General features: G+C 67.6%; 31 protein-coding genes, 2 tRNA genes and 1 pseudogene. 12 read left to right on the forward strand and 22 right to left on the reverse strand.

Annotated features, from left to right (window positions below):
* Position 1 precedes the first annotated feature (1 nt).
* The 16 genes from Q8Q88_RS08815 to Q8Q88_RS08890 all read right to left on the reverse strand — a co-directional run bounded on the left by Q8Q88_RS08815 (position 2) and on the right by Q8Q88_RS08890 (position 13,806).
* A complete protein-coding gene (locus tag Q8Q88_RS08815) occupies positions 2 to 1,129 on the reverse strand; it encodes an aromatic ring-hydroxylating dioxygenase subunit alpha (protein WP_305674824.1) in 1,128 nt (375 codons plus the stop codon).
* A 60-nt stretch (positions 1,130 to 1,189) separates the two neighbouring features.
* A complete protein-coding gene (gene betI, locus Q8Q88_RS08820) occupies positions 1,190 to 1,885 on the reverse strand; it encodes a transcriptional regulator BetI (protein ID WP_305674825.1) in 696 nt (231 codons plus the stop codon).
* Positions 1,801 to 4,104, reverse strand: coding sequence for a TonB-dependent receptor (locus Q8Q88_RS08825; RefSeq protein ID WP_305674826.1), 2,304 nt, complete (start codon positions 4,102 to 4,104; stop codon positions 1,801 to 1,803). The genes betI and Q8Q88_RS08825 overlap by 85 nt, the downstream gene beginning before the upstream one ends.
* Before the next feature lie 26 nt (positions 4,105 to 4,130).
* The gene (locus Q8Q88_RS08830) at positions 4,131 to 6,146 is read right to left on the reverse strand and encodes a tetratricopeptide repeat-containing sulfotransferase family protein (RefSeq protein ID WP_305674827.1); all 2,016 of its coding nucleotides are present in this window, start codon (positions 6,144 to 6,146) and stop codon (positions 4,131 to 4,133) included.
* 214 nt (positions 6,147 to 6,360) lie between these two features.
* Positions 6,361 to 6,436: transfer RNA gene (locus Q8Q88_RS08835), tRNA-Phe, on the reverse strand.
* Between the two features lie 65 nt (positions 6,437 to 6,501).
* On the reverse strand, positions 6,502 to 6,666 hold the full coding sequence (locus Q8Q88_RS08840) for a DNA gyrase inhibitor YacG (protein ID WP_305674828.1): 165 nt from the start codon (positions 6,664 to 6,666) through the stop codon (positions 6,502 to 6,504).
* On the reverse strand, positions 6,663 to 7,700 hold the full coding sequence (locus tag Q8Q88_RS08845) for a ribonuclease E/G (RefSeq protein ID WP_305674829.1): 1,038 nt from the start codon (positions 7,698 to 7,700) through the stop codon (positions 6,663 to 6,665). The genes Q8Q88_RS08840 and Q8Q88_RS08845 overlap by 4 nt, the downstream gene beginning before the upstream one ends.
* A complete protein-coding gene (locus tag Q8Q88_RS08850) occupies positions 7,697 to 8,278 on the reverse strand; it encodes a nucleoside triphosphate pyrophosphatase (protein WP_305674830.1) in 582 nt (193 codons plus the stop codon). The genes Q8Q88_RS08845 and Q8Q88_RS08850 overlap by 4 nt, the downstream gene beginning before the upstream one ends.
* Positions 8,279 to 8,294: 16 nt before the next feature.
* Complete coding sequence (gene infA / locus Q8Q88_RS08855) at positions 8,295 to 8,513, reverse strand: translation initiation factor IF-1 (protein ID WP_305674831.1); 219 nt, start codon at positions 8,511 to 8,513, stop codon at positions 8,295 to 8,297.
* Positions 8,514 to 8,646: 133 nt separating this feature from the next.
* A complete protein-coding gene (locus tag Q8Q88_RS08860; RefSeq protein ID WP_305674832.1) occupies positions 8,647 to 9,108 on the reverse strand; it encodes a low molecular weight phosphatase family protein in 462 nt (153 codons plus the stop codon).
* A gap of 5 nt (positions 9,109 to 9,113) precedes the next feature.
* Positions 9,114 to 9,593, reverse strand: a complete 480-nt coding sequence (locus Q8Q88_RS08865; protein ID WP_305674833.1) for a UPF0262 family protein — start codon at positions 9,591 to 9,593, stop codon at positions 9,114 to 9,116.
* Between the two features lie 148 nt (positions 9,594 to 9,741).
* Complete coding sequence (locus tag Q8Q88_RS08870) at positions 9,742 to 10,395, reverse strand: SH3 domain-containing protein (RefSeq protein ID WP_305674834.1); 654 nt, start codon at positions 10,393 to 10,395, stop codon at positions 9,742 to 9,744.
* A gap of 124 nt (positions 10,396 to 10,519) precedes the next feature.
* Complete coding sequence (gene hisD, locus Q8Q88_RS08875) at positions 10,520 to 11,803, reverse strand: histidinol dehydrogenase (protein WP_305674835.1); 1,284 nt, start codon at positions 11,801 to 11,803, stop codon at positions 10,520 to 10,522.
* 44 nt (positions 11,804 to 11,847) lie between these two features.
* Complete coding sequence (locus tag Q8Q88_RS08880) at positions 11,848 to 12,279, reverse strand: DUF2948 family protein (protein WP_305674836.1); 432 nt, start codon at positions 12,277 to 12,279, stop codon at positions 11,848 to 11,850.
* A 2-nt stretch (positions 12,280 to 12,281) separates the two neighbouring features.
* A complete protein-coding gene (gene murA / locus Q8Q88_RS08885; protein WP_305674837.1) occupies positions 12,282 to 13,571 on the reverse strand; it encodes a UDP-N-acetylglucosamine 1-carboxyvinyltransferase in 1,290 nt (429 codons plus the stop codon).
* A 94-nt stretch (positions 13,572 to 13,665) separates the two neighbouring features.
* On the reverse strand, positions 13,666 to 13,806 hold the full coding sequence (locus tag Q8Q88_RS08890; RefSeq protein ID WP_305674838.1) for a hypothetical protein: 141 nt from the start codon (positions 13,804 to 13,806) through the stop codon (positions 13,666 to 13,668).
* A gap of 106 nt (positions 13,807 to 13,912) precedes the next feature.
* Between Q8Q88_RS08890 and Q8Q88_RS08895 the strand changes: the two genes are divergently transcribed.
* The 3 genes from Q8Q88_RS08895 (at position 13,913) to Q8Q88_RS08905 (ending at position 15,430) form a co-directional block, all read left to right on the forward strand.
* Positions 13,913 to 13,987 (forward strand) — tRNA-Thr (locus tag Q8Q88_RS08895).
* Positions 13,988 to 14,167: 180 nt separating this feature from the next.
* Positions 14,168 to 14,665, forward strand: a complete 498-nt coding sequence (locus Q8Q88_RS08900; RefSeq protein ID WP_305674839.1) for an NUDIX domain-containing protein — start codon at positions 14,168 to 14,170, stop codon at positions 14,663 to 14,665.
* A gap of 135 nt (positions 14,666 to 14,800) precedes the next feature.
* Positions 14,801 to 15,430 carry a spermidine synthase gene (locus Q8Q88_RS08905; protein ID WP_305674840.1) on the forward strand — a complete coding sequence of 210 codons (630 nt, stop codon included), beginning with the start codon at positions 14,801 to 14,803 and terminating at the stop codon, positions 15,428 to 15,430.
* Between the two features lie 48 nt (positions 15,431 to 15,478).
* On the opposite strand, the gene Q8Q88_RS08910 is transcribed toward Q8Q88_RS08905, so the two are convergent.
* From Q8Q88_RS08910 to Q8Q88_RS08920, 3 genes are all read right to left on the reverse strand, one after another.
* Positions 15,479 to 16,054, reverse strand: coding sequence for a low molecular weight phosphatase family protein (locus Q8Q88_RS08910; protein ID WP_305674841.1), 576 nt, complete (start codon positions 16,052 to 16,054; stop codon positions 15,479 to 15,481).
* An 88-nt stretch (positions 16,055 to 16,142) separates the two neighbouring features.
* The gene (locus Q8Q88_RS08915) at positions 16,143 to 16,394 is read right to left on the reverse strand and encodes a helix-turn-helix domain-containing protein (protein WP_305674842.1); all 252 of its coding nucleotides are present in this window, start codon (positions 16,392 to 16,394) and stop codon (positions 16,143 to 16,145) included.
* A 95-nt stretch (positions 16,395 to 16,489) separates the two neighbouring features.
* A complete protein-coding gene (locus Q8Q88_RS08920; RefSeq protein WP_305674843.1) occupies positions 16,490 to 16,915 on the reverse strand; it encodes a hypothetical protein in 426 nt (141 codons plus the stop codon).
* A 299-nt stretch (positions 16,916 to 17,214) separates the two neighbouring features.
* On the opposite strand from Q8Q88_RS08920, the gene Q8Q88_RS08925 reads away from it, so the two are divergent.
* From Q8Q88_RS08925 to Q8Q88_RS08955, 7 genes and pseudogenes are all read left to right on the forward strand, one after another.
* Positions 17,215 to 17,664 carry a hypothetical protein gene (locus Q8Q88_RS08925; RefSeq protein WP_305674844.1) on the forward strand — a complete coding sequence of 150 codons (450 nt, stop codon included), beginning with the start codon at positions 17,215 to 17,217 and terminating at the stop codon, positions 17,662 to 17,664.
* 23 nt (positions 17,665 to 17,687) lie between these two features.
* On the forward strand, positions 17,688 to 18,047 hold the full coding sequence (locus Q8Q88_RS08930; protein WP_305674845.1) for a DUF983 domain-containing protein: 360 nt from the start codon (positions 17,688 to 17,690) through the stop codon (positions 18,045 to 18,047).
* Between the two features lie 27 nt (positions 18,048 to 18,074).
* Positions 18,075 to 18,353, forward strand: a complete 279-nt coding sequence (locus tag Q8Q88_RS08935; protein ID WP_305674846.1) for a helix-turn-helix domain-containing protein — start codon at positions 18,075 to 18,077, stop codon at positions 18,351 to 18,353.
* Positions 18,343 to 20,025, forward strand: coding sequence for a SulP family inorganic anion transporter (locus Q8Q88_RS08940; RefSeq protein ID WP_305674847.1), 1,683 nt, complete (start codon positions 18,343 to 18,345; stop codon positions 20,023 to 20,025). Before Q8Q88_RS08935 ends, Q8Q88_RS08940 begins: the two co-directional genes overlap by 11 nt.
* Positions 20,022 to 20,663 carry a methyltransferase domain-containing protein gene (locus Q8Q88_RS08945; RefSeq protein WP_305674848.1) on the forward strand — a complete coding sequence of 214 codons (642 nt, stop codon included), beginning with the start codon at positions 20,022 to 20,024 and terminating at the stop codon, positions 20,661 to 20,663. Before Q8Q88_RS08940 ends, Q8Q88_RS08945 begins: the two co-directional genes overlap by 4 nt.
* Positions 20,664 to 20,764: 101 nt before the next feature.
* Positions 20,765 to 21,034 (forward strand): DUF983 domain-containing protein, encoded by a 270-nt coding sequence (locus tag Q8Q88_RS08950; protein WP_371129835.1) that lies wholly within the window; start codon positions 20,765 to 20,767, stop codon positions 21,032 to 21,034.
* Between the two features lie 11 nt (positions 21,035 to 21,045).
* A pseudogene (locus Q8Q88_RS08955) lies at positions 21,046 to 21,719 on the forward strand (NADP-dependent malic enzyme); the annotation flags it as partial.
* Positions 21,720 to 21,752: 33 nt separating this feature from the next.
* On the opposite strand, the gene Q8Q88_RS08960 reads toward Q8Q88_RS08955, so the two are convergent.
* The 3 genes from Q8Q88_RS08960 to Q8Q88_RS08970 all read right to left on the reverse strand — a co-directional run bounded on the left by Q8Q88_RS08960 (position 21,753) and on the right by Q8Q88_RS08970 (position 24,056).
* Entirely contained in the window at positions 21,753 to 22,151 is a 399-nt protein-coding gene (locus Q8Q88_RS08960) for an MAPEG family protein (RefSeq protein ID WP_305674850.1), read from the reverse strand.
* A 38-nt stretch (positions 22,152 to 22,189) separates the two neighbouring features.
* Positions 22,190 to 23,467, reverse strand: coding sequence for an SLC13 family permease (locus Q8Q88_RS08965; protein ID WP_305674851.1), 1,278 nt, complete (start codon positions 23,465 to 23,467; stop codon positions 22,190 to 22,192).
* 133 nt (positions 23,468 to 23,600) lie between these two features.
* A complete protein-coding gene (locus Q8Q88_RS08970) occupies positions 23,601 to 24,056 on the reverse strand; it encodes a hypothetical protein (RefSeq protein WP_305674852.1) in 456 nt (151 codons plus the stop codon).
* Positions 24,057 to 24,246: 190 nt separating this feature from the next.
* Between Q8Q88_RS08970 and Q8Q88_RS08975 the strand changes: the two genes are divergently transcribed.
* Together Q8Q88_RS08975 and Q8Q88_RS08980 are read left to right on the forward strand one after the other, a co-directional pair.
* Entirely contained in the window at positions 24,247 to 24,825 is a 579-nt protein-coding gene (locus tag Q8Q88_RS08975; RefSeq protein ID WP_305674853.1) for a DUF2239 family protein, read from the forward strand.
* Between the two features lie 55 nt (positions 24,826 to 24,880).
* Positions 24,881 to 25,939, forward strand: a complete 1,059-nt coding sequence (locus tag Q8Q88_RS08980) for a hypothetical protein (RefSeq protein ID WP_305674854.1) — start codon at positions 24,881 to 24,883, stop codon at positions 25,937 to 25,939.
* Positions 25,940 to 26,075 lie beyond the last annotated feature (136 nt).

Here is a 26,075-nt window from a genome sequence, read left to right on the forward strand (position 1 = left end):
GTCAGGCCGCCTTTGCCGGAGGGTGCGGGAGGCCCGCCTCGGGGATGTCGGCCTTCAGCCGCCGCGCGAAGCTCGCCAGGCAGACCTCGTCGGGCGACAGGGGGCCGCTGACATAGGAGGAGGATCCCATGCCGTCCTGGACCCGCTGGATCAGCACCGTGTCCTCGGCGTTGACCTGGCGGTTGATGCGCCAGTTGAGGTAACGCGCGGCGCGCGCCTCGCGCCGGCTGTCGGGCCGGGCGTAGGAGATTTCGCGGATCAATGTCTCCGTCGGGGAGACCGGGACGAACTGCATGAAGTCCACCTGGTCCGGATAGACGTCGAAGGCGAGGTTCGGCCAGAGCTTGTAGTAGCTCCAGCGGCGGCGCTGTTCCGGCGGGAGGTGTTCGAACACCGGCATCAGGGCCTGGTAGCCGCGCTCCGACCAGTTGGACGACGGCGTCTCGGAGACCTCGCCCCACAGCTTGTCGACCCAGGGCTGGGCCTCCATGGCGTAGCTGGGGCCGAACAGGCGCGTGAGGCCCGGATGTGCCACCGGGATGTGCAGGCCGTCGGCATAGTTGTCGGCGACGTTCTTCCAGTTGACCGAACGGGGCCGCAGGGTGACCCGGCCCTGGGGGACCAGGGTCTCGAAGCCATGGGGCGCCAGTTCGTCCAGATAGGGCGCCATCATCTCGGCCACGCCGGGCAGGCCCGGCGCGAAGCGGACGAAAACGAAGCCCAGGAAGATCTCCTGCTCCACGGGCGCCAGGCCGTGCTGGCTGAGGTCCAGGTCGCCGAAGCCCTGCCAGGGCGGGGTGCGCAGCAGGGCGCCGTCCAGGCCGTAGCTCCAGGCGTGATAGGGGCAGACCAGCCGGTGGCCGCAATTGCCGTGCGAGCCGTCGGCCAGCCGCGCGGCGCGATGGCGGCAGGCGTTGTGGAAGCTGCGCACCTCGCCGTCGCTTCCGCGCAGGACCAGCACCTGCTCGCCCAGGAAGTCGAGGGTCTGGTAGTCGCCGGCGTTCGGTACGTCGTTGACGTGGCAGACCACCTGCCAGGCGCTGCGGAAGACGCTCTCACGCTCCCGTTCGAAGAAACCGGGATCGCTGTAGATCCAGGCCGGCAGACTGCGTTCGATCTCAGGACTCATCGCGGCGACCCCATATCGACGTTGCTATACACTCGTATAACAAGAGATCGTGTGCAAGGGCTAGACCGCGTCTCCGCCTTGAAGGAAGCGTGCGGTCCAGTCGGCGGCGAGCCGGGTGGCCTCGGCGGGGGTGAAGGTGGCGGGGTCGAGGCAGAGTTCGAGCCACAGTCCGTCCAGCATGGCCGAAAGGCCGAGCGCGCCGGCGCGCACGTCGATCGCCCTGCCCCGCGCCCGCGCGGCGGCGGCCAGCAGGGTTTCGATCCGACCGCGATAGGCGCCGTAGGTCTCGGCGTGCAGGCGCGCGGCCTCGGGATCGGTGCGGACTAGGCCCCAGAAGCCCAGCCAGGCCGAGAGCAGGTCGCGATCGACGATGGTCGGCGAGAAGCTGGCCGCGATGAAAGCCGCCAACCGGCGATCGGGATCCTCGCCGGCCCCCGCCATCGCGGAGTCTATGTGGTCGTCCACCCGCTGGACCACATGGCGATAGGCCTCCACCAGCAGGGCGCCGAAGCTGCCAAAGTGATGGCGCACGAGGCCGGGCGAGACGCCAGCGCGGACGGCGACGTCACGCACCGACACCGCGCCCAGGCCCCGGGCGGCGAGGCTCGCGAGCGTCGCCTCGATCAGCGCCTGGCGGCGGACCGGGGCGAGCTCGCGAGAGAACCGTCCGCTCAGAACGATTGGCCGAACCGGAAGCCGATCGTCCTGGGCCGGATCGGGATCGTGTAGACGCGGCTGCAGACGGAGGTGTTGCATTGGACGAACCTGTTCAGTTCGCCGTCCTCGTCGAAGAGGTTCTTCACGTAGGCCTCGACGCGCCACGAGCCCTTCTCCAGGCCCGTCGTCAGATCGACGGTCGTGTAGGACGAGATCTTGCCCACCACCGCGCGGTCATCGATGGTCAGGTCCGGATAGTTCGACCCCGTATAGGCCAGGGCGCCCTGCACGTGAGCGTCCATCTCGCCGATCGGCCACTCGTAACGGGCCACGAGATTGGCCTTGAACTTGGGCGTGATCGGCAGGGAGGTGCCTTTCAAAGCCTCCGGCGGCGCGGCTGGATTGGGGACATAGTCCTCGTCCAGCTCGGCCTTGGTGTAGGCCGCCGAGCCGGTGAGGGTTAGGCCCTCGGTCACCAGCCAGTTGATGTCGGATTCGACGCCGCGCATCTTGGCCTTGCCGGCGTTGCGGATCTCGGTCAGGCCGTTGGCGCCCAGGAACGAGAACTGGAAGTCGTCCCACTTCTCGGAATAGACGGCGCCGTTCCAGCGCAACATGCCGCCCAGCCACGTCGTCTTCCAGCCGGCCTCGAGGTTCTTGAGGAAGTCCGACTTGTACGGGGGAAGCGTGCCGCGCCGGTTGATGCCGCCCGGCCGGAAGCCGGTCGAGTAGGTCGCGTAGACCATCTTGTCGTCGTCGATCTTGTACTGGGCGTTCACCCGGTAGGTCTCGCCGGTCTCCTTCACCGACTTGTCGACATTGGTGCAGGGCCCGCCCTCGACGATCGCCGGGCCGAAGCAGGCGGCGACGCCTGTGCCCGAGGAGTAGCCGGTCCCGAAGCCGAAGAAGCCCTCCAATGAATTGTTGGACTTGAAGAAGCGGATGCCGCCCGTGACCGACAACTGGTCGGTGACGTCGAAGGTCGCGTCGACGAAGGCCGCGTAGTCGCGGTCGGTGCGAAGCTGCTTGGTCAGCCACAGGGTGTCGGGCCAGCCGGGCACCTCTGTGGCGGTCGCCAGCCGATCGACCCGGTAGCGCTGCTGAATATTGTGGGTCTGCTTCTGGTAGAACAGGCCCGCCAAGCCGTGCAGCCGGTAGTCGGTGGGCGTCGCCAGCCGAAGTTCGTGGCTCTGCTTGGTGTAGTAGTCCTTGCCCTGGATGTACTGCGTCGTGTCGATGAAGTTGCCGCCGTCATCGGTCAGGTAAGCGCCATAACCGAACAGCGTGTCGTAGAAGTACGAGTAGTCGGAATAGTCCGACTCCGTATCGACCCAGCGCTTCATGTAGGCGCCGGCATAGGTGAGATCGAGATTCGAGACCTTGCCCTCGACGGTCAGCGACGCCTGGAACCACTTGTCGTCCGACTGTTCGGGCCGGAAGCGGCTGTTCTTGAACTTGCCGAGCGCGGGATTGATCGCGAAACCGCCGTCGGCCTGGGTCCGCTGCCCCATCAGGGTGGGGGTGACGGTCCAATTGTCGTTCAGGTCGATCTTCAGCGCCGCACGGGCGCCCGCCGTATCAACCTCATTGTAGTTGCCTTCCACGAAGGCGGCGTTGTCCACGGTGATATTGCCGGTCGGATAGGTGAACGATGCGGGGACGTTGTCGATATAGCCCCCGTCGTGCACCGCCCAGCCGACCAGACGTATGGCCGCGCGGTCGCCCAGCGGTTGGTTGAGGAAGCCCTCGGCCGAGGCGCCATAGGCGCCGTGGCTCAGGTGGTTGACCTCAAGGTCGTACCCAGCCTCGAAGCCCGCGACGGACGGCTTGTTGGTGATGATGCGGATGGTGCCGGCCTGGGAGCTGGCGCCGTAGAGCGTGCCCTGGGGTCCGGCCAAGACCTCGACCCGAGCGATGTCGTAGACGTGGATGTCCAGCGGGCCGGTGATGGTCGTCACCGGCTGTTCGTCGAGATAGACGCCGACGCTGGGCAGCGGACCGGAGTGGTTGTTGTTCTCGCCGGAGGCCACGCCGCGCATGTAGACGGTGCTAAAGCCCGGCCCGCTCGACTTGATGGTCACGCTGGGCAGGAACTTCACATAGTCGGCGAAGTCCGAAACCTGCAGCTCATCCAGCTTTTCGGTCCCGAGCGCCTGGATGCTGATCGGAACGTCCTGCAGGTTCTCCGACCGCTTCTGGGCGGTGACGACCACCTCTTCCAGGGCTGTCTGCGCGAACGCCGGAGCCGCCAGGCCGGTCAACATGGTCGTGGCCAGCAGGGCCGCCGGCAACGTCCTTGGCGATGTTCTCAGTCTCATGGTCACCCCTCAGTTGCCCCCGCGCCTCATGGCGCGTGTGGGTAGGTTTTCAGCACAGGTCCCAGTTCGGCCTTGAGCGGGCCGAGCCAGGGCTCGTAGTTGCGCCAATGGTCGGTGGCTTCGGCGAAGATCGGCCGGCGGACCTGCTCGGAGCTAGCGGTCCGCACCGCGCGGTCGTTTTCGTAGAAGCGCAGGCAGCCTTCCTCGAACGGTAGGCCGCAATGGTCGAGCAGGCGGCGGACCTCGCGCTCGGGGTCGGCGACCATCTCCTCATAGATGACCCGGTGGACGCGGCCCGGCAGGACGGCGTCGAAATGAGCCATCAGCTCCACATAGTCGGCGTAGTAGCGGCCGATGTCGGAGAGGCTGTAGGTGAAGCCCTGGCCGCGGGCGAAGTGCTGCTTGAAGCCTGAGAAGCAGCAGCCCAGCGGATGACGGCGGGCGTCGATGATCTTCGCGTTCGGCAGGATCAGCGCGATCAGGCCGGCATGGGCGAAGTTGTTCGGCATCTTGTCGATGAAGAACGGCCGGCCGAGTTTGCGGTGCACCTGGGTGCGGGCCAGAAACTCCTCGCCCAGGGCCTGGATCTGCGCGGCGTCGAGCTTGTCCAGGCCTTCGGGATAGTCCGGCGACTTGCCCTCGCGCGGCTTGCCGCCCAGGCGCCGGGCCATGGCGATGATGTCGGGCAGTTCCTGGGTGCCCTCGACCTGCGAATGGCTGGCCAGGATCTGCTCGATCAGGGTGGAGCCGGCGCGCGGCAGGCCGACGATGAAGATCGGATCGGGTGCCGGGGACCCCTGCCCCGCCCGCTCGGCGAAGAATTCCCGCGTGAACACCGCCCTGGAGCGGGCCACATGGCGCGAGGTCTCGTCGGGGTCGTAGTCGAGGCCGGCGCGGCGCAGGGCCGCGCCCTGGTCGTAGTGGGCGAAGGACTCCTCATAGCGAGCTGCGTCCTCCAGCGCCTTGCCCAATGCGAAATGCAGGTGGAAACGGTCCTCGTCGGAGATGTCAGTGCGCGCGAGCTGGCCCTGCATGGCCGCCACGTCGGCGTCGGTGAACTGGACCGTCTTGAGGTTGGCCAGGCTCCAATAGGCCTCGCCCAGGCCGGGCTCGATGGCCAGGCTCCGGCGATAGGCCTCGACCGCCTCGGCCTGTCGCCCGACGGTCTTCAGCGAATGCCCGTAGCTCATCCAGACCTTGGGCTGGCCGGGGAAGTCGGCGAGCACCCCACCGTAGCATTCGATGGCCGCCTCGTACTCGCCGATCCGGCCGAGCGCCGCGGCCTTCAGATTGCGGTGGCCGGGATTGCGCGGATCGTCGACCAGCAGCTTGTCGATCTGGGCCACCGCCTGGGCGGCCTTGTTCTGGCGATAGAGCACGGTGGCGTAATTCTGCCGCGCGGCGGCGAAGCTGGGAGCCAGTTCAAGAGCGCGGCCCAGCAGGGCTTCGGCGTCGTCGTAGCGGCCGAGCCGCATGCCGGTCTCGGCCAGCATTCGGATGGCGGCCACGTCGGTCGGGTGGACCTTGAGGAAGTCGCGCAGCAGCCGCTCGGCCACGGCCAGCCTGTTCTCGCACAGCGCCGTGGCCGCCTCGATCAGCTGCGGGTCGCGGGTGGAGGCCCTGATGTGCCGGGCATAGGCGGCATCGGCCTCATCTGTACGTTCGGCCAGGGTGAGCTGGTCGCCCAGCGCCCGCCAGGCCTGGGCATGGTCGGGGGCCAGCGCCGTCGCCCGCTGCAGGGCCGTGATGGCGCCCGGCCCGTCGCCGAGCGACATCCGCGCCAGGGCGGTTTCGAACTGCAGTTGGGCGAGGTCCGGACGGGCGTCGGTCGCCGGACCCAGAACTTCAAGCGCCGCGGTGGAGCGGCCCTGCCTGCGCAGGGCGGCGGCGAGCAAGGTCACGGCGTCTGGATGCTGCGGCGCGACCTTGAGGATTTCGCGCGACTGCGCCTCGGCGAGATCGGGGTTGGACGGCAGAAGACGCGCGGCGTGGGCCAGGGCGGTGGCCAATGTTCCGACAGGCTCTGCGGGGCGGCTCGTCACCAGATTCCCATTCCTGACGCGTCAAACCGCGATGAAAGGGTGCGCCGAACAACGTTGTCAATCAGCAGAGACCGGCTTGTTGCACGACCGTATCAGAACGGCCACAGGGTGGGCCGACCCGGCGCCACGGAGGCAATCAATTGATCAGCCTTCCGACGAAGCGTCACCGCGCGTCGCGCCGCTGGCGAGGGCATTGGATTGCGTGGGGGAGAAGTGGTGCCTGGGGGCGGATTCGAACCACCGACACGCGGATTTTCAATCCGCTGCTCTACCAACTGAGCTACCCAGGCCTAGGTCCCGCCAACGCGGGAGCCGCGTCTATAGAAGAGGCTTTCGCGGCTGTCCAGCGAGGTCGCTAGTCTTCCGGGTCTCCGTCGTCCGGGTGCTCGTCCTCGTCGCTCACGGGGATGGCGTAGCTGCCCTTCAGCCAGCGATGCAGGTCCACGTCAGCGCAGCGTTTGGAGCAGAACGGGCGGTACTCCGGCTGGACCGGTTTGCCGCAGACGGGACAGGCGCTCATCGGCCGCTCACATCGAAGCGCTCGCGTGGGGCGGCCGGGTTAGGGCGGATCTCGAAGCGCGCGCCGATCCGGCCGGCCAGTCCCGCCGCGAACGGCTGGGCGGCGGCGGCGATCTCCGGGGCGCAGACGGCGGTGAGCCGCGCGCCGGGCTGGGCCGCGCCCTCGGTCTCGATGGCGCGGATCAGCCGCAGGGCCAGGGTCAGGTCGGTGAGCCGCCCCTTGGCGTCGCAGAGCAGTTCGGCCACCGGCGGGGCCCGGCGCGGCACGGTCAGCTCCATGGTGCCGAAGCGGCCGACCGGGCCGATGGCGACACCAGGATTGTCGGGGGCGAAGGCGGCGCGGGCGGCGGTCATCAGGGCGTTTCCATCGTGGCCACGGCCGACGAGGTCGATGACCACGATGCCGCCGAGGCTCTTGAGGCGCAACAGCCGGCCGGCCACAGCCAGGGCGGCGAGATTGGCCTGACGGGTGACGCGCTTGGCGTCCTGGCCCTTGCGCTCGCCGATATCGACGTCGATGGCCACCAGGGCGCGGGTGGGTTCGATGGCCAGGGTCCCGCCGCCGGGCAGCGGATGGACGATATCCAGGGCGTCGGCCTCGGCCTCGTCGGCGGCGCGGCGGGCCTCGCGGCCTTCGATCACCTGAACGTTGCGCGCGAAGCCGGCCAGCAGCTCGGCAATGTCCGGCGCCGCGGTGATCAAACGCGGCGGGCCCTCGGCCGGCCCGATGGCGCGCACGGTGGCGAGCTTTCCGGCCCGCGCCTCGGTGCGGACCTCGACTTCCAGCGACTGGCCTTCGACGGGCCGGGCTTCAGGCTTGAAGGACAGCAGGGCCTCGACCCCGCCTAGGTCGATGAAGGCCGAGGCGAAGGCCGGCTCCACCTTGCGGACCCGGCCGACCAGACGCGCGCCGAGCTTGGCGGTCGCCGATTCGCCGTCGCGGGCGATCAGCAGCCGCTCGGGCCGCCCATCGAGCGTCACCACGCCCCGGGTCTCGCCAACGCCGCGATCCAGGTAGATGCGCCGCTCGCTCATGGCCTGGAGAACCCAAGGCCGGTCAGCAGGTTCAGGGTCTCATAGAGCGGCAGGCCGACCACAGCGGGATAGGAGCCCTGGATCGCCATGACGAAGGCGCCCGCACGGCCCTGGATGGCGTAGCCGCCGGCCTTGCCGACCCCTTCCCCGCCTTGCAGATAGGCCTCGATCTCGGCAGGGAGCAAGCGCTTGAAATGCAGGCGGCTCTCCACCAGACGACTGGCCATGCGCCCGCCCGGGGCCTGGACCGCGACGCCGGTCAGCACACGGTGCGCGCGGCCCGACAGCAGCTCCAGGCACTTGCGACCCTCGGCCTGCGTCTCGACCTTGGGCAGGATGCGGCTGCCCACCGCCACCACCGTGTCGGCCGCCAGCACGAAGGCCTCAGGCTGCTTGGCGGCCACGGCCGCGGCCTTGGCGCAGGCCAGACGCAGCGCGCTCTGCCGGGGCGTCTCGTTCTTCAGCGGGGTCTCGTCGATCTCGGCGGCGTCCACCGCGTCGGGCGTCAGGCCGATCTGACGCAGGAGATCAAGCCGCCTGGGACTTGCGGAGGCGAGCACCAGGCGCTGCGGAGTCATGTGTGGCAATCGGGTCCTAGCGGACGCGGAAGGTGATGCGGCCTTTGGAAAGGTCGTACGGCGTCATTTCAACGAGGACCTTGTCGCCGGCCGAGACCCGGATGCGGTTCTTACGCATCTTGCCGGCGGTGTGGGCGATGATCTCGTGTTCGTTTTCAAGTTTCACACGGAATGTGGCGTTGGGCAGAACTTCACTGACCGTGCCCGGAAACTCCAAAAGTTCTTCCTTCGCCATGCAGGCTCCCAAACTGACCGACGACCAAGACGAGCGGTTCGCACGATGAGTCGGGCGAGCCGTAGCGCCAATTGTATCGCAGAGCGCTTTACGCGCTCGTCGGATCGATGGCTAGCGCCAGTTCGGCGGGTTCCTAGCGACCGAATCGCTCGGCGATCCGGGCGGCCAGAGAGTCGCGAACCTCGCGATAGGCGGCCATGCGGGCCTCTCGTGAACCGTCCGCCAGGGTGGGATCGAAGGTCGGCCAATACTCGATCTCGGCCGCTCGTCCGCGGGTCAGCTCGACGGCCCGGTGCTGGGCTTCGGGGGTGAGCGAGACGACCAGGTCGAAGCTGTCGTCCTCGAGGTCGTCGAAGGTCTTGGCGTTGTGCGCGGCCACATCGCAGGAGATTTCGGCCATCACCGCCGCCACAAACGGATCCACGTTCTCGCCGGCGTCGGTCGCGTCCCGCCGCAGGCCGCAGCTGTCCACATAGACCCGGTCGCCCAGGGCGCGCTTCAGCAGCGCCTCGGCCATGGGCGAGCGGACGCGGTTGAAATTGCAGGCGAACAGCACGGCTCCGGGCAGAGGCGCGCGTACGACGTCATCGACCATGCGCCCTAGCCCCGCCAGTGCAGGGCGCAGATCAGGGTGAAGAGCCGCCGGGCGGTGTCCAGGTCGGTCTCGATCTTGCCCAACAGGCGCGTGCGCAGGAGTTCGGAGGCCTCGTTGTGCAGCCCGCGCCGGCCCATGTCCAAGGCCTCGATCTGCTGCGGCGTCGAGTTGCGGATCGCCTGGTAGTAGCTCTCGCAGATCATGAAGTAGTCCTTGATCAGACTGCGGAACGGCGAGAGCGACAGGATGTGGCGTTTTTCGTAGCCGAGCCCTGTGACGTCGAGGACCAGGCGGTTCTCGATCAGGCCCATGCGCAGGTCAAAGGGCCCCGCCTCCGCGCCCTCGGGAAGGAAATGGTTCTCCTCCAGCAGGTCGAAGATCGCGATCTGGCGTTCTTGCTCCTGGTCGCGCGAGACGGCGGCGAGGGATTCCTCGTCGATCTCTACGGACTGCAGGCGCTGATTGTTGCGATCGTCGGCGGCCATGGGCTCGGTTTGGGGAAGGCTTGCGACGACGTTTATTGCAAACCAACCCCTAACGTCATCCTGCTCCGTGCGAACAGCGGCCTTCCGGCCAAGAAAAACCCCCGGCGCGGGTGCGCCGGGGGTGGATGGTCGTGTGCGAGGCGCGGGCCTAGTAGCCGTAGCTGGCCTGCTGGTAGCCGGCCGGCTGGACATAGGCGCCATGGACATAGCCGACGCCGACGCCGCCGCGGCCCACCAGGATCCATTCGCTGCCCCGCACCCGGGCCAGAGCCTGGAAGCTCTCGCCGGCCCGCAGGCTGCCGACCCGCGCCGACGAGGTGGTCGGGGCCGCGCGCAGATTCAGGGTCGAGGTGGCGACGAACCCGCCGCCGTCGCGGACGAACCTGGCCGGCGCCAAGTTGCCGTTCAGACGGTAGCCGTTCTGAACATAGGTCGCCGGCTGGGCGTAGGAATGGCCGTACGGCTGGCCGTAGGCCGTCTGGGCCTGGCGGTCGCGTTGCATCTTGCAGCCGACATAGGAGCCGGTCGCCGCGCCGGCCGCCGCGCCGATCGCCGTCCCCGTGCCGCGATCGTTCTTAGCCAGGTTCGAGCCGGCCGCCGCGCCGATCAGGGCGCCGATCAAGGCGCCGCCGGCCTGCTTGCCGCCGGGAGCGTCACAGCTGACGATCGAGCCGATGCCGCCGCCGGTGGGGGCGCGATACTGCTGGGCGTTGGCGCTCGAGAACGCGCCGGCCGCCAGGACGCCGGCAAGGCCGGCCACGGCCGCGCCGCGCATCAGTTTCGAGGTGTTGGAATTACGCATGGCTTGGTCTCCGTCCAGTTCAGTGTGCCTGTCTCGAGGACCTGCCCCGATGAGAGACACCCTAGACGGGCCTTCCTGAACGGCCTCCGGGACGCCGTTGACAGCAACCGTTCAGCTTCGCGGCTCAGCCACGCCCGAGGCGAATCGCCGCCGAGCGGGCGTGGGCCGGCAGGCCCTCCGCGTCGGCCAGGGCCACGGTGGCCGGGCCTAGCGCGGCGAAGGCCGCCTCGTCGCATTTGACGATCGAGGTGCGCTTGATGAAGTCATAGAGCGACAGGCCCGACGAGAATCGCGCCGCGCGGCTGGTCGGCAGCACGTGGTTGGAGCCGGCCACATAGTCGCCGATGGCCTCGGGCGCATGGCGGCCCAGAAAGATCGCGCCAGCGTGGCGGACCCGGTCGGCCAGGCGTTCGGGCTCGTCCAGGGCGAACTCGACGTGCTCGGGGGCGATCAGGTCGACGAGGCGCGGCGCCTCGTCCAGCGGCGCGATCACCACCGCGCCGTGGTCGCGCCAGGACGCGGCGGCGTCCTCGCCGGTCGAGAGGCTGGTCAGTTGTCGTTCGACAGCGGCGGTGACCTTGTCGGCGAAGGCCGGATCGTCGGTGATCAGGATCGCCTGGGCGGCCGGGTCGTGCTCGGCCTGGGAGAGCAGGTCCGCGGCGATCCATTCGGGATTGTTGGCGCCATCAGCCACGACGACGATCTCGGAGGGACCCGCCAGCGCATCGATGCCCACCGTGCCGTAGACCCGGCGCTTGGCCGCCGTGACATAGGCGTTGCCCGGCCCGACGATCTTGTCCACCGGCCGGATGGGGCCGGCGCCATAGGCCAGGGCGGCGACGGCCTGGGCCCCGCCCACGCGCCAGATCTCGGTGATCCCGGCTTCCTTGGCCGCCGCCAGCACGGCGGGCTGCAGCCGGCCCGGGGGCGTGACCATGGCGATACGGTCGACGCCGGCCACGGCGGCGGGCACGGCGTTCATCAACACGGTCGAAGGATAGGCCGCGCGGCCGCCCGGGACATAGATCCCCACCGCCTCGATGGGCGTCCAGCGCCAGCCGAGCTGCACGCCCGCGTCGTCGGTGAACCAGGCGTCGGCCGGGCGCTGGCGCTCGTGATAGCTGCGGATCCGGCCCGCGGCGAAGGCGATGGCGTCGCGCACGTCTTGCGCACACTGGGCGGCGCCGGCCTCGATCTCCTCGATCGTGACGCGGATATTGGTCTCGTCGACCTCGGCGCGGTCGAACAGCTTGCCGTAGCGCAGGACGGCGGCCAGGCCCTCGCCGCGCACGGCCGCCAGCACGTCGCGGACGGCGAGGTCCACGTCCTCGGGGGTCTCGCGGCGCTCTTCGACGAAGGCGGCGAAGACGGCCTCGAAGCCGGGGTCGGAGAATTTGAAACGGCGCATGGCGCGCTCTATTAGCGGGGGAGCCGCCGCAAGGCTATGGCCTGTCAGGCCTCGTGGGTCGGTGTGCGCCGCGTCGGCCAGGGCGCCGAGACGTCAGCCAGGACCGCATCGACGCACTCGACCGTGGCCCGAAGGTCCCCGCCGCCCGCGAAGGTCAGGGTCAGAACGCCGCCGGGCGCCTCTCCGGCCTCGAACGAAACAGTGAGCAGTTCCACCACCGCGGCCTTCGCGGTCCGGCGCAGGTTCCGTGTCTGGACCTTGAGCACCGAGCCGATCTGCAGGCCGCTGCGCACCCGCTCCCCGCCCTGCCCTTCCCAGCGATAGCGGTTGAAGCCGAGCGTCAAGCGTCGCGCGTTCGGGTCGTAGGCCATGTCGCCGATCTTGCCGACGGCGTCCTGCAGCGCCGCGGCGATCACCGTCAGGTCTTCGGCGTCTTGCGCCAGCAGCCGCAGGCGCGGGACTTCAATAGCGGTCATCCTCAGTCCTCCGACTCGCCGTCGCCGGCGATGCGGCGGATCTGGGCGCCGCAGGCGCCGAGCTTCTCTTCCAGGCGTTCGAAGCCGCGGTCCAGATGGTAGACGCGGTTGACCATGGTCTCGCCGCGGGCTGCCAAGGCCGCGATCACCAGGCTGACCGACGCGCGCAGGTCCGTGGCCATCACCGGCGCGCCCTCCAGGGCCTGGACACCGCGAACCCGGGCCTCGCCTCCGGACACCGAGATGTCGGCGCCCAGCCGCGCCAGCTCGGGCGCGTGCATGAACCGGTTCTCGAAAATGGTCTCGCGAATGACGCTCTCGCCGTCGGCCAGGGTCATCAAGGCCATGAATTGCGCCTGCAGGTCGGTCGCGAAGCCCGGATAGGGATCGGTCTCGATCTCCACGGCCTGCAACCGGCCGCCGTTGCGCTTGATGGTGGCGCCGTCCTGGTGACGGGTCACGCCGACCCCGGCCTCTTCCATCTTGTCCAGCAGGGCGCCGATGAACTCGCTGCGGGTGCGGGTCAGGCGAACCTCGCCTCCGGCCATGGCCGCGGCCAGGGCGAAAGTGCCGGTCTCGATACGGTCGGGAATCACCGAATGGGTCGCCCCGCTCAGGCGCGCGACGCCCTCGATGCGGATGGTGGAGGTCCCCGCGCCGGAGACCTTCGCCCCCATCTTGTTGAGGCAGTCGGCCAGGTCGGCGAGCTCCGGCTCGCAGGCGGCGTTGGTCAGCACCGTCTCACCCCGCGCCAGCACCGCCGCCAGCATCGCGTGCTCCGTCGCCCCGACCGAGACGAAGGGAAAGACGATTTCCGCCCCGATCAGGCCGCGCGGCGCCTGGGCGTAGACGTAGCCCTCATGCAAATCGATGGTGGCGCCCAGGGTTCGCAGCGCTTCCAGATGCAGGTCAACAGGCCGTGCGCCGATCGTGCAGCCGCCGGGTAGCGAAACCTTGGCCTGTCCCGTCCGCGCGATCAGCGGACCCAGCACGTTGAAGGACGCCCGCATCTGGCGGACCAGATCGTAGGGCGCGATGCCGCTCACGATCTCACGGGTGTGCAGCAGCGTCTCGGCTCCATCCTCGCCGTCGCGCTCCTCGACCTGCGTCCCCAGCCGCTGGAGCAGGTGGCCCAGGAACCGGGTGTCGGCCAGGCGCGGCATATTGGTGAGCCGCAGCGGTTCGTCGGTGAGCAGGCTGGCGGCCATCAGCTTGATGGCGGAGTTCTTGGCGCCGCTGATGGGGATCACACCCTCCAGCCGCGCGCCGCCGATGATGGCGATGCGATCCAAATTCGTCCCTCGAAGGTGGCCGGCGCGCCGCGCGCGCCCGGGGGCCTTTGCCGCTATCTAGCCTGGGCGGCGACCCGCGCAAAGTCGGCCCCGATCACGAGGGGGTCTCGGGCTCCTGAGGCGTGGCGGGCGGCGCGACTCGCCCGGCGCTCTTGCGGCGGCGCAGATTGGCGCGCAGCGCCGCGGCGAGTTTGGCCTCGCGCGCCTCGGCGGCTGTTTTCTCCGGTTTTTCCATGCACGACCGGGGTGCGGTGAGACGGCGGCCGCGTCAAGACGCCTTTCGGCGCTTTTAGGCTTCACGCGGGCCCAGGCTTTGGCTATAGCCCCGCCCTCGCCTTTTCGCCGCCGTAGCTCAGTGGTAGAGCGCATCCTTGGTAAGGCTGAGGTCGGCAGTTCAATCCTGCCCGGCGGCACCATGGTCCTCCAAGTGCTCCAAGCACTTGGAGGACCGCCAAAGGCCCTCCAAGTCATCGATATGCGGCCCCTCGGGGCCAGTCCCAGGCGGTTGAACAGGTCCAGGGGCATGATGTCCGACCGGCGCGATCTTCGCCTGAGCAGCGACGCGCCGATCATTCCCCAGGTGGCCGGCGACTGTCTTGAGCCATGTCAACGCCGCGGCGATCGCCGGGAGCCCTCGGGACTTCGACCCTGCGCCCTGGCATGTTGCCGGCATGCCAAGATCCATAAGCGCCGCGCTCCTCGTCTACCGGCTACGCGATGGGTCGGCGGAGTTCCTGCTGGGCCACCCGAGCGGTCCGTTCTGGCGAACCCGGGACGAAGGCGCCTGGTCAATCCCCAAGGGACAGGCCCATGACGGCGAGGCGCTGCTGGCCGCGGCGGCGCGCGAATTCGAAGAAGAGGTCGGCTTCGCGGTGGCCGGCCCGGGCGGAGGTCCGTGGCGCCTGGGTGGGCGACGGCGTCGGGCATGGCGGTGTCCCCATCCGCCACCGGCGATGCGCCGAGACGAATGGTTAATTCTACGCGCCTTCCAGCCGTGCGGTTTTGATGGTGATCAAGACCGCGCGGCCGACAGCCCTCTATGTGAGCCTCTGAAGCGGAGCCTTCTCGACAACGGCGCGCGCACTCGCGTCTGACGCGGCGCCAAAAGCATTTCACATCATCGTTGATGTTCACACCATCATGAATGATATGCCTTCCAAAGATACTCCAGGTTCACCTTCTCGTCGCCCCGGCGAACGGCGCCTGAGGTCTCCGGGAAAACCAGGGCTATGAAGGTGCTTGTCCAATGCGACGACCTGGACAGGAAGGTGCGCATCTTCGAAGCGGTCGATGATGGGTCGCGCTTCTATTTCGAAGACGGCGCGCTCTACACCCACGTGGACGCTGAGGGCGTCAACCTCCTGGAATATGTTTCAGCCATGGAGGCCGCGCTCAAGGATCGCGAGAATCTCCTCCTGCTGGGGACAGCGGGCGGGGCTCTGGCGACCCAGCTCAGCCGACGGGGCGCGAAGGTCACCGCCGTTGACAACTGGCCCACGGCTTTCGAAATCGCGCGCCGATGGTTTCACCTCCCTGCCGAGGTCGAGTGCATCCACGCCGACGCCCTGACCTTCCTGCGCTCGACGGAACGGCGGTGGGACGCCGTGGCCATCGACGTCTTCAGCGGTACGGAGATTCCGGACGCCATGCTGACAACCGACATCGGTCAGTTGCTTGCTGGGGTGCTCTCGCCCGGCGGTTTGATCGTCTGGAATGTTGCCGACTGCACGGCGTCGTGGCCGGCGCAGTGGATCGCCCGCGCGTTGCGAGCCACGGGCCTGACGCCCCGACTGGTTCCCGTGCTGGCCGAAGATGTCGGCAACACCCTGGTGGTCTGCCGAGCCTGGCCCAGTCGTTGAGCATCGCCCTGAAGGGGTGACCGATCGCCTGATGGTCGGGATCGGGCCTCAGGCGCGATCGCTCGCCGTGAGCACGGCCCCAAGCGCCCAAATCCGTGGCGCGAGCGCGTGGCGCGCATTCCTCAAGACCGACATGGGCTCCAGTCCGGGCGCTTTTTCAGGGTCCGGCACAGCCCATGTCAACGCCATCTGGTGGCGGCCAAGTCCAAGTCTGTCGACCCCCAGGGAGACCACGATGTCGAATGCCTCGATTTGCAACTCGCCGACCGAGGTGGCCTGACGCCGCTGGATGTCGATTCCAATCTCGGCCATGACGGCAACGGCTGCGGGATCCAAGGGGCCGGCGGTCAATCCGGCGCTGGCGACGACGATGTCCAGGCGGCCGTAGGCGGCTCGCGCCAAGCCCTCAGCCATCGGGCTCAAGGCCGCCTGCGTCCGGCAGACGAACAACAGCCGGACCGGCTTGGCCTTGCGGGGTTTCCGCCCCGCACGAAGGTCCGGATACGGCGATAGATCGCCCCCGCCCATCGCTCTTGAACGGCCGGGCTCGGGCCGCGGCGCGGGCAGGACCTCGGCGGCCAACGCGCGACAAAGCAACGAGCGGGCAATCTCAGGATTGAGCATGATCTACCGATCATAGCACGTCTGACATCGCCAAGTCGATATGCTGAATTACTTTAGTGACGTTTTAAACATCAATTCTAAAGGCTGGCTACTTGCGCTCCAGGAGCCGCACACCCCGCCCCTCGCCTTCGCTCCGCGCGCCCCCGGCGATCAGTTCCACGCCGGCCGCGTTGATGGCGTTGACCACCTTCTCGAGGCTGTCGACCACCGCGCGCACGATTCCGTCGCTGGCCTCCATCCGTTGGATGGTGGGCAGCGAAACGTTAGCCAGCCGGGCCAGCTCCTTCTGGTCAATACCAAGCAGCGCGCGCGCCGCCTTCATCTGCGAACCCGTGATCATTCCCGTATCTATAATGATGTCCAATGCATCATCAAGTCATCAATGCGACCTATCGCGCCGCTCGAACGCCGACCGGCATGGAACCGCGCCGACGGTTAGGACGTCACCAGACGCGGATCGTGGGATGGACTTCCGACGGTCGGCTCACGGTGGTCGCCCCTGGCCCCCGCCGCGCCTGGCTTGCTTTCGCGCGCGGCGTATTTCGGATCCTGGCGCAGGAGATTGAGCACGGCGCCCGCCGCGGCCGGGCCGTCGAAAACGAGGTCCATCCGGTCGTACCAAGCGCGTATCGCCAGACGCCTCACGGACGGGATTGCAACCTCGTCGATCTTCGCAATGGGGATAGCCGACAGGCGCTGCTCGCTATCGATGAAGATCAGCCGCCAATTGGTGACAATCGCCAGCCCCAGGCGCCCCTCGCCCGACATCATGCGCTCCGCCGCCCATCCCTCCAGCAGCGATTCCCCTTCGAACAGGGAGAGCGATCGTCTCAGTCGGGCGAAATCCATCGCGCAATTCAACCGGCAACCACCCTCGCGGTGGGTCGAGCGCCGCCATGCGCACGACCTCCATGTCTCCCCATGATGTCTTGCATATCGACTTCGATATGTGAATGGGCACAATTCACGAATTTTCGGAAACCGCTTCAGGAGAACGCGCCGGATCGGCGAAGGTGATATCCTGAACGCCTTCAGGATGCTCTGAAGACAATATCTTGATATCATGAGCATTTGTTGTGATATTTGACGCATCACTTGATCGATGTGAAATTGCACACCGTACCGCCATCCTGTTCGCGCCCGTCATCCAGGAGTCCGCCATGCCGCTGAACGTCGCCTGCGACCGACCGACGATCGTTCTCGTGGAGAACGACGGCGAACTTCGCGGCCGGCTCGCCGCCGGACTTCGGCATGACGGCATGCGTGTCGTTGAGTATGAGCATGGCGGCCCCGCCCTCGCGGCGATCCAACAGGGCCTGTCGGCGGACGTTCTGGTCTTCTGCCCCCAAGACGACGGAACGGCGACCTGCGACGTCGCTCGGCAAGCCAAGGCGCTGGCGCCCCAGATTCAGATCGTCGTCACGCCAGCGCTCGAGGCGACGACCGGCCTCCCACCGGAGGCCCATGTGCTCGTCAAGCCCTTTGAGCCGAGCCGGCTCTCGCGATACATTCGCTTGGTGGCCGCCAGGCCCGCTCTGCGCGGCGCCCTACGCGCGGTCTACCGGCAGGCGCGATCGGCGCCGCCGCCTACCGCCCCGCTCGCATGTTGAGCCGGCTTGGCGGCGCCAGTCCCATGAACCGGCTCAACCCCATCGTCTGCGGCCTGAGATGCCGATGCCCGACCTGCGGCCAGGGCTCTCTCTTCAGCGGATACCTGAAGGTCCGTCCCAGGTGCGAAGGCTGCGGCGCGGACTTCTCACGCGCCGATTCCGGCGACGGACCGGTGGTCTTCATCCTGCTGATTGTGGGCGCCATTGGCTGTTTCGGGATGCTTTTCGTGGAGTTCAGGTTCCATCCGCCGGTCTGGTTGCAACTCCTGATCTGGCTCCCGTCGATCGGACTCCTGACACTGGCGGTGCTGCGCCCTTTCAAGGCGATCCTCATCGCGTTGCAGATCCACAACGGCGCGTCGGAGGCTCGCCATGACAACTAGGATATCGTTTCGCCAGGACGTCACGCCATGATTGCCGGCGCGCAGATGCGGGCGGCCCGCGCCCTCCTTGGCCTCGACCAACGCGACCTTGCTCGGCTGTCGGGACTGTCCTTGCCGACCATCCAGAGGATGGAGTCGTCCGAGGGCTCCGTGCGCGCTGTCGTCGACAGCCTGGAGAAGGTGGTCGACGCCCTCACCGCCGCGGGGGTCGAACTGATCGCGGACGGCGCGCCGAGCGCCGGCGTCGGGCGTGGCGTGCGATTAGTCGCCAGGTCCGAGAAAAGGCGTCCGGCCCATGTCGCATGACTGGCGTCTGTTCGTTCCCAAGACCGTGACGGTCCTGCGCCAGGGCTATGGCCTGAAGCCGTTCCGCGGCGACCTCGTCGCGGGCCTGACGGTGGCGATCGTCGCCATGCCGCTGGCCATGGCGCTGGCCATTGCGTCGGGCGCCACGCCGGAGCGCGGCCTGATCTCCGCAGTGGTCGCCGGCTTCCTCATTTCATTTCTGGGCGGCAGCCGATTCCAGATCGGCGGACCGACCGGAGCCTTCGTCGTCGTGGTCTATGGCGTGATCGCCAGGCACGGATACGACGGACTGTTGATCGCCACGACGATGGCCGGCGTCATCCTGATCGTCGCGGGGCTCCTGCGTATCGGGACCCTGATCAAATACATTCCCGATCCCGTCACGACCGGGTTCACGACCGGCATCGCCACCATCATCCTGGTCAGCCAGCTGAAGGACATTTTCGGACTCTCGATCGAGCGCGTCCCCGCCGACTTCATTCCCAAGCTGCAAACGCTCTGGGAGGCGCGCGCCAGCCTGAGCCTTCCCACCCTGGCCCTCACGGTCGCCTGTTTCGTCGCGATCATGGGGCTCAGGCGTTTGGCGCCGAAGGTTCCCGGCTTCCTCGTGGTGACGGTCGCCGCGGCCGTGACCGTCACCTTACCGGCCCTCCCGGTGGAGACGATTGGCACGCGGTTCGGGGGCGTGTCCTCCACCCTGCCCCCCCCAAGCCTGGACTTCTGGTCCTGGACCAAGGCGCGGGACGTCCTGCCGAGCGCCTTCACCATCGCCTTGCTGGCGGGAGTCGAGTCGCTGCTCTCGGCCGTCGTCGCCGATCAGATGACGGGCCGGCGGCATCGCTCCAATCTCGAACTCGTGGCCCAGGGGATCGCCAACATATGCTCGGCCGCCTTCGGCGGCCTGCCGGCGACCGGCGCCATCGCGCGCACCGCGACCAACATCGGCTCTGGCGCCCACTCGCCGGTGGCCGGCATGCTGCACGCGGCATTCCTGTTGCTCTTTATGTTGCTGCTCTCGCCCCTGGCCAGTTATGTGCCGCTGGCGGCCCTGGCGGCCATCCTGGTGGTGGTCGCCATCAACATGGCCGAACTGCAACGCTTCCGGCTGCTGCTTGGTACGTCCAACGGCGACAGGGCCGTCTTGCTGCTGACCTTCGGGCTCACCGTCGTCGTGGACCTGACATTGGCCATCGAGGTCGGCATGGTGCTGGCCGCCTTCGTGTTCATGCATCGCATGAGCCTGCTTTCCACCGTGGAGGGTGGCGGCCCCCGCCTCATCGACGGCGATCGGGACGACTTCAGCCGCGCGGACGAGCCGGCCTACGAACCGCATGAAGGTCTGCCGCACGATACCGCGGTGATCACCTTCAGGGGTCCCATGTTCTTCGGGAGCACCAGCGTGCTCAAGGACGCCCTCGACCAGGTCGGCGGACGGAGCCGACGCTACATCCTGAGGTTCGAAGAGGTTCCGTTGGTCGATCCGACCGGAGCCGCCGCCCTTTCATCGTTCCTTCGCCGCGCCATCCAGGACGGCGCCGAGATCATCGTCTGCGGCGCCCGTAGCAGCGTGCGGGCCAATCTCCTGCGCACGGTGGAGGCCCACGTCCTGGAGAAGGTCGGGTTCGTACCGGACTTCGCCACGGCCCGCGCCGCAACGGCGGTGGTCGCATGATCCCGCTTCGAACCGCCCACACGGCTGGCGGCGAAGTGGCGGTCATCCTGCGCAGGTCCGATCGCACCGTCGGCTATGTGAAAGATGGGGTGCTTCAAACGCTGATCGACGCCAGCGGCCACAACCTCGCGCCGCACGTAACCGCCGCGGTCGATGTCCTACTGCAGGAGAAGGTTCGTCAGGCGCTCGTGCTGGGCTACGGCGGCGGAGCGGCTTCGACCATGCTGCACAGAGCCGGCGTGGACGTGTTCGCTGTTGACTGCGACCCCTGCGCCAAGCCGCTGGCGCAGCTCTTCTTTCGGGCCCCGCCCTACCTCGATGTAGCCGTCAGCGACGCTGCCGCCTATGTCGAGCGGGCTGCGGGGGCCTCATTTGACGGCGTCCTCATCGATTTTCAGGATTCCTTCGAGACGCCCAGGGCCTATCTGTCCCAGTCCTTCTGGCGGGCGGTGGAGAGGGTGCTTCGTCCCAGAGGCATGGTCATCGTCAACGTGACCCGCTGGCTTTATAGCGGACGCGACTGGCGGGCGTTTCAAGCCGCGCTCGGCCTGGGCGGCTTCGACGCCGTGGCGCTGAGTGACGAGCACGGCGCCGGCAATCGAATCCTAGTGACCGCCCGCGGCGCCACGGCGCCATGATCCCGCGCCGATCGACAGCCCAGACAACCTTGCTGGGCCTCAGGCGCGGGGCCTGGGGCCGCTGTCCTAATTGTGGAAACGGCCGGCTTTTCCGTGCCTACTTGAAGGTGCGGTCCCTCTGCGAGGTCTGCGGCCATGAAAATGGTCGCTATCCGTCAGATGACGCTCCACCCTATTTCACCATCCTGATCGTGGGCCATCTCGTGGTCGCGCCGCTTCTTGCCTTCCAGCTCATCTGGACGGTCCCGACCGGCCTGTTGCTAGCGATCCTGCTCCCGGCTCTCGCGGCGCTCACCTTGGCGGTCCTGCCGATCGTCAAGGGTGCGGTCGTGGGCGTCCTCTGGGCGCTCGGCAACACTCCCACCACCTGAAGGGCCGCGCCATGACGATCGAAGAGCGGCGCGCCCGCGCCGACCAGGAAGCGCTCGACTTTCACCGCTATCCCCAACCTGGGAAGATCGCGATCGCCGCGACCAAGCCCATGGCGACCCAGCAGGACCTGAGCCTGGCCTAGTCGCCCGGGGTTGCCACCCCCATCCGGAAGTTCGCCGAGGATCCCAACGCGGTCTACGACTACACATCCAAGGGCAATCTTGTCGGCGTGATCTCCAACGGCACGGCGATCCTCGGGCCCGGCAACCTGGGCTCCCTGGCGTCGAAACCGGTCATGGAGGGCAAGTCGATCCTCTTCAAACGCTTCGCCGACCTCGACTCCTTCGACATCGAAGTCGCCACCGGGGATGCGGACGCCTTCATCGAGGTCGTGCGCCACATCGGCGCCACCTTCGGCGGCGTGAACCTGGAAGACATCTCCAGTCCCGACTGCTTCCGAATCGAGGCCGAACTTCAGGACTTGCTCGACGTTCCGGTGTTCCACGACGACCGCACGGCGCCGGAATCCTCTGCGCAGCGGGCCTGATCAACGCCAGCGAGGTCACCGGGCGCAGGCTGGAGGATCTTCGCCTGGTGCGTTGCGGCGCCGGCGCCGCTGGCCTGGGCTCGATCACCATGATGAAGGCGCTCGGCGTGCGCCCTGAGAACACAACCCTGGTCGATATCGACTCGGGCCGGTCCGTCGGCAGCCCTCGGCTACGGCGTCCAGACGATCGCAGTCATGACCATGACCAAGCCGGCGGTCGCAATATTCCAGCTGAAGGTGCGAAGCCACGGGACGCCCGCTGCGTAGAGCGGGAGGAAAAGCAGCCTTCCCGCGAGGTAGATCAAGGCGCCGGCCACGCTCAGCCAGCCGCCTGACCGGCCGAGCATCTCTAGCATCAGGACAGCGGCGGCGAAGACGGCGAAGGTCTCGAGGAAATTGCGCTGGGCCCGGTCGAGGCGCCCCGCAACGCCCTTCGGCCGCAATTCCTCGTCCCGCGCGCCGACCGAATAGGCGTTCCCAACCTGAGCCTTGAATGTGAACGACGCCGCGGTGATATGGATAAGGCCCAGAATCATGGCCCCGAACAGCGCCCAAAGTTCGATCGACATCGGCTGCCCCTTTTCGAGACCAGGATCCTAGCACAACCTCAGCGGCTCCCGGTGGCGCCTCCCGCCGAAGGGTCCGGATTCCAGCCGAGAAGCAGCAGCATGACGAGGAACCCCAGGACGTAGGCCAGTGGCACGAACCAACCTTCCCGCAGCCAGCGGAAGACGGATCGACCTTCCGGATAGAGGTTGGTGAGCGCCACTCCAGCCGAGGATCCGAACCAGACCATGGAGCCGCCGAAGCCCACGGCATAGGCCAGCAGAGCCCAGTCATAGCCGCCCTGCTCCAGGGCGAGCGCCGTCAAGGGGATGTTGTCGAACACGGCCGACAGAAAGCCCAGTCCCAGTGAGCTCTGCCACGTGGGATCCGGCAACGCGTTCACCGGCATCAGCGAGGCCGCCGCGACCAAGGCCACGAGGAACGAGGCGCCCTTGAGCGCCGGCCGGGCCACCGCCCAGTCGGGCTTGGCCACAAAGGCCGTCAGGATCAAGGCCGCCCACACGGCCAAGCCCAGCCAGGGCGCTGTCTCCTCGCCCTCCGTGAGGGCGTTTGCGGTGATGTTTGTCGCCACGGCGGCCGCCAGGATGAACACCACGATCCAGACGCGGCGCCACTGCAGCGGATGGTCCGGCTCGTCCTTGGCGAGGATTGGTTGATAGCGCTGCTGTGATCGCGCGCCCGCCAGGCTGCAAACGACGAATGCAACGCCGGCCGCCACATATGCCGGCAGCACCCTGAGCGGCGAGATCCCGTTCAACCACATGATCGTGGTCGTCGTATCGCCGATTACGCTGCCCGCTCCGCCCGCGTTGGCGCAGGCGACGATGGCGGCCAGGAAGCCCACGCTCACCCGGCCCTGATAGACGTGGCGCGCCATCACGCCACCGATCACCGCGGCGGCGATGTTATCCAGGAAGGCGGACATGACGAAGACGATACCTAGGAGCGCCACCCCGCCTGTCCAGTTGTCAGGCAGCAGGCTCGGGAGGTGATCGGGCAGGTTGCTGCGTTCGAACTGGTTCGAGAGCAATTCGAACCCGACCAGCAGCAGCATCAGGTTGGTCAGGATTACCCATTCGTGCCGCAGGTGTTCCCCCAGCGCGCCCAAGCCGACGCCGGTGGGAAAGCCGCTGACCAGGGCCTGGTAGGCGAGGATCGCAGCGAGCCCGGCGAGCGCCACCTCCAGGGTGCGATGATGGAAGATGGCGACGCCGAGTAAGGTCAGGCCGAAGAGATAGAACTCGATCGGCGCGCCCAGGAACGCGGGCGCATCAACCCCTGGCGCGGCCGCCCGGGCCAGGGTCGGAAGAGCGCACAAGGCCAGCGCCCAGGGAAGAACCTGTCGGATTCGCATCAGGTTAGGTACCTGCCCGCGACTGGATCGCCAACCACGGTTTCCGGGCCTGCGGGGTTGGCCCCTCTCTCAAGCGTGACAACCTGGCTCCGCCGCGTCAGTAGGCGTGGAAGCTGTCCAGCCCCAGCACCTCATGGATGTCCGCGATGGCGGCCGCTGCGGTCACCTCCGCGAGACGCGCCGGCAGGATCGTGTCTCGCTCCTCATCCTCGCACCAAAAGTCAGGATGAGCCCTCATCGCCTCACAAACCCGCGCCTGCACGTCTGTGAGAGAGAGCGGCGCGAGCAGTTCCAGCTCATGCTCTATCCGCAACGGCGCGGGACCCGGCATCAGTCGCGATAGCAGCGATCCGGCCCGCCCGGTGTGCAGCACCGAGTTCACGATCCAGCGACGCCCTTCCGCGTCCACCAGCTCCATCCTGACTTGCAGACCCTCCGCCAAAGTTGGCGGACCACACGTTGCTAGGGCGTCCAGGTCAGACAGTCCCCAGACGTCGGAGTCCGTCGTAAATCCCAGAACAGGAAAGCGGAAATCCGCTTGCGCCGTCTTCATGCCGCCCCCAAAAGCGTGCGAACAAACAGAGAACTTAGCCAATGCCGGCCGTGGACGACCGCGTCGCGCATCGCCGTCGGCGGGTGCTAACCAACGCTCGACAGATCTCGCGCACCTTGCTCAATTTATATCCGGGTATTATCTAGCTCGGGAGCGACAGCGTCGGACGCACGTCACCACAGGAGTTCCGATGCCCTCGACCGACACCTTCACGGCCTTTGTCCGGCACCGACGCATCGCGGCCGGAACCTTGCGAGAGGTCGTCCCGGCCGTGAAGTCGGCTGCGGACACCGACGCGACGCATCTACTGGTCTTCGACGACGCCACGGGACGCTCGGTCGAACTCGACCTGCGAGGCTCCCTCCCCGACGTCCTGGAACGGCTGAACCAGACGCCGCAGGCCGAACCCGCCAAGCCAACCGGTCGAGGACGACCCAAGCTCGGCGTCACGGCGCGCGAGGTGACTTTGCTTCCACGCCATTGGGAGTGGCTGGCGGCACAGCCCGGCGGCGCCTCGGCGGCGCTTCGGCGGCTCGTGGAGGACGCCCGGCGGAGCTCGCCCGCGACCCTGCGACAGGCCCAGGACGCCGTACACCGGGTCATGTTCGCACTCGCCGGCGATCTGCCGGACTTCGAGGAGGCGAACCGCGCCTTCTACGCCAAGGACTATGCGCGCTTCGACAGTCTGACGGCCGCTTGGCCCCGAGACGTCGGCGACTATGTCCGGGCGCTCGTCGGCCGTGTCGCCGTTGCAGGTGACCAGCGATAAGCTAGGATCGCCGCCGCGCACGCGGCCCATCAGAGGCGCGGCGTGGAGGAACACCATGGACGCCGTTATTCCCGCTTCCCTGCGCTACGGCCGCCAACAGTTAATGGCTAGCCATGCCTACGCCAAGCCGCACGACGAGGCGGGCTACCGTCTGCATGGCGGTTTCGACGCTCAGGGCGCCTATGTATCGCCCCGGGTGCTCCATCGCCAGCCGGCTGTGCGGGCCTGGGGCGCGGCGCTGGAAACCCGCGGCTGGCCGCTTATCGACGCCACCACCTCGCTGCTGCAACGGCCGAACTACCCCACCGTGGCGCAGGAGCGCGTGCTGTTGCAGAACGGCCTCGGCCAGAGTTTCTGGAATTCCCTCACTGTCACCGGGATCGTGGAGGCCCGCGGCAAGGCCCTGGTCAGCTACGTCCCGCCGGACATGCGCAAGCTGATCGTCGAGGATATCGACGACACCGCGACCGGACACCTTCACCTTGGCCTGCTCGAAGCCCACGGCATGGACGAGGGCGGTGGCGATCCCCACACACCGGACCTCGGCGCGCACGACGCCATGTGGTTCGCCTCCCGCGACCTGGTCTTCGGCAGGGGCGCCTACCCAATGCCCGCGCCGCCGGAGAGCATCTCGCGACCGGTCGCGACGGACCGGGAGATGCCCCTGATCGGCCCCGAATATGAGGGACTCATCAAGATGCTGATGAACGTCCTGATGATCGAGGTCCGGGCGGAATCGTTCTTCGCATTCTGTTGCGATGTCCTGCGCGATCCGACGCTCTTCATCGATCGGCGCGCCGCCGCCGACCAAGCGGCGGTTCTGGTCGAACGCATTCGCCAGGACGAGCAGATTCACGTCGGCTACCTGCAGGCGGTGATCTCCGAACTTCGCAGCTTCACCTTCCGCACCCCTGACGGCCGCGAGGTCCCCGGCCGCGAGATCATCGACCCCGTCTGGGCCGATATGGTGGACTGGCATGGACTTCGCGAACGTGAAGCCTCCCGTGGACGAACCCGCGCCGAGATCGAACGCCAGGCGATCGATATGCTGGGCCCCCAAGCCGGCGCTCGTCTGATCGCCGAGTTCGACAGCCTCGAGGCGGAGGCTACCTAGAGCATGACCGTTTTAGCATGGAGCGTAGCCTGAGTTGACGAGGTAGTTGGCGCACTCGGTTGGGGTGAAGTGGTCGAGGAGTTGGCCGATGCGGCGCCAGGTGGCCTCGACGGTGCGTTCGGCGGCCTTGCGCAGC

Source organism: Phenylobacterium sp. (assembly GCF_030697925.1).
Lineage (GTDB): Bacteria > Pseudomonadota > Alphaproteobacteria > Caulobacterales > Caulobacteraceae > Phenylobacterium.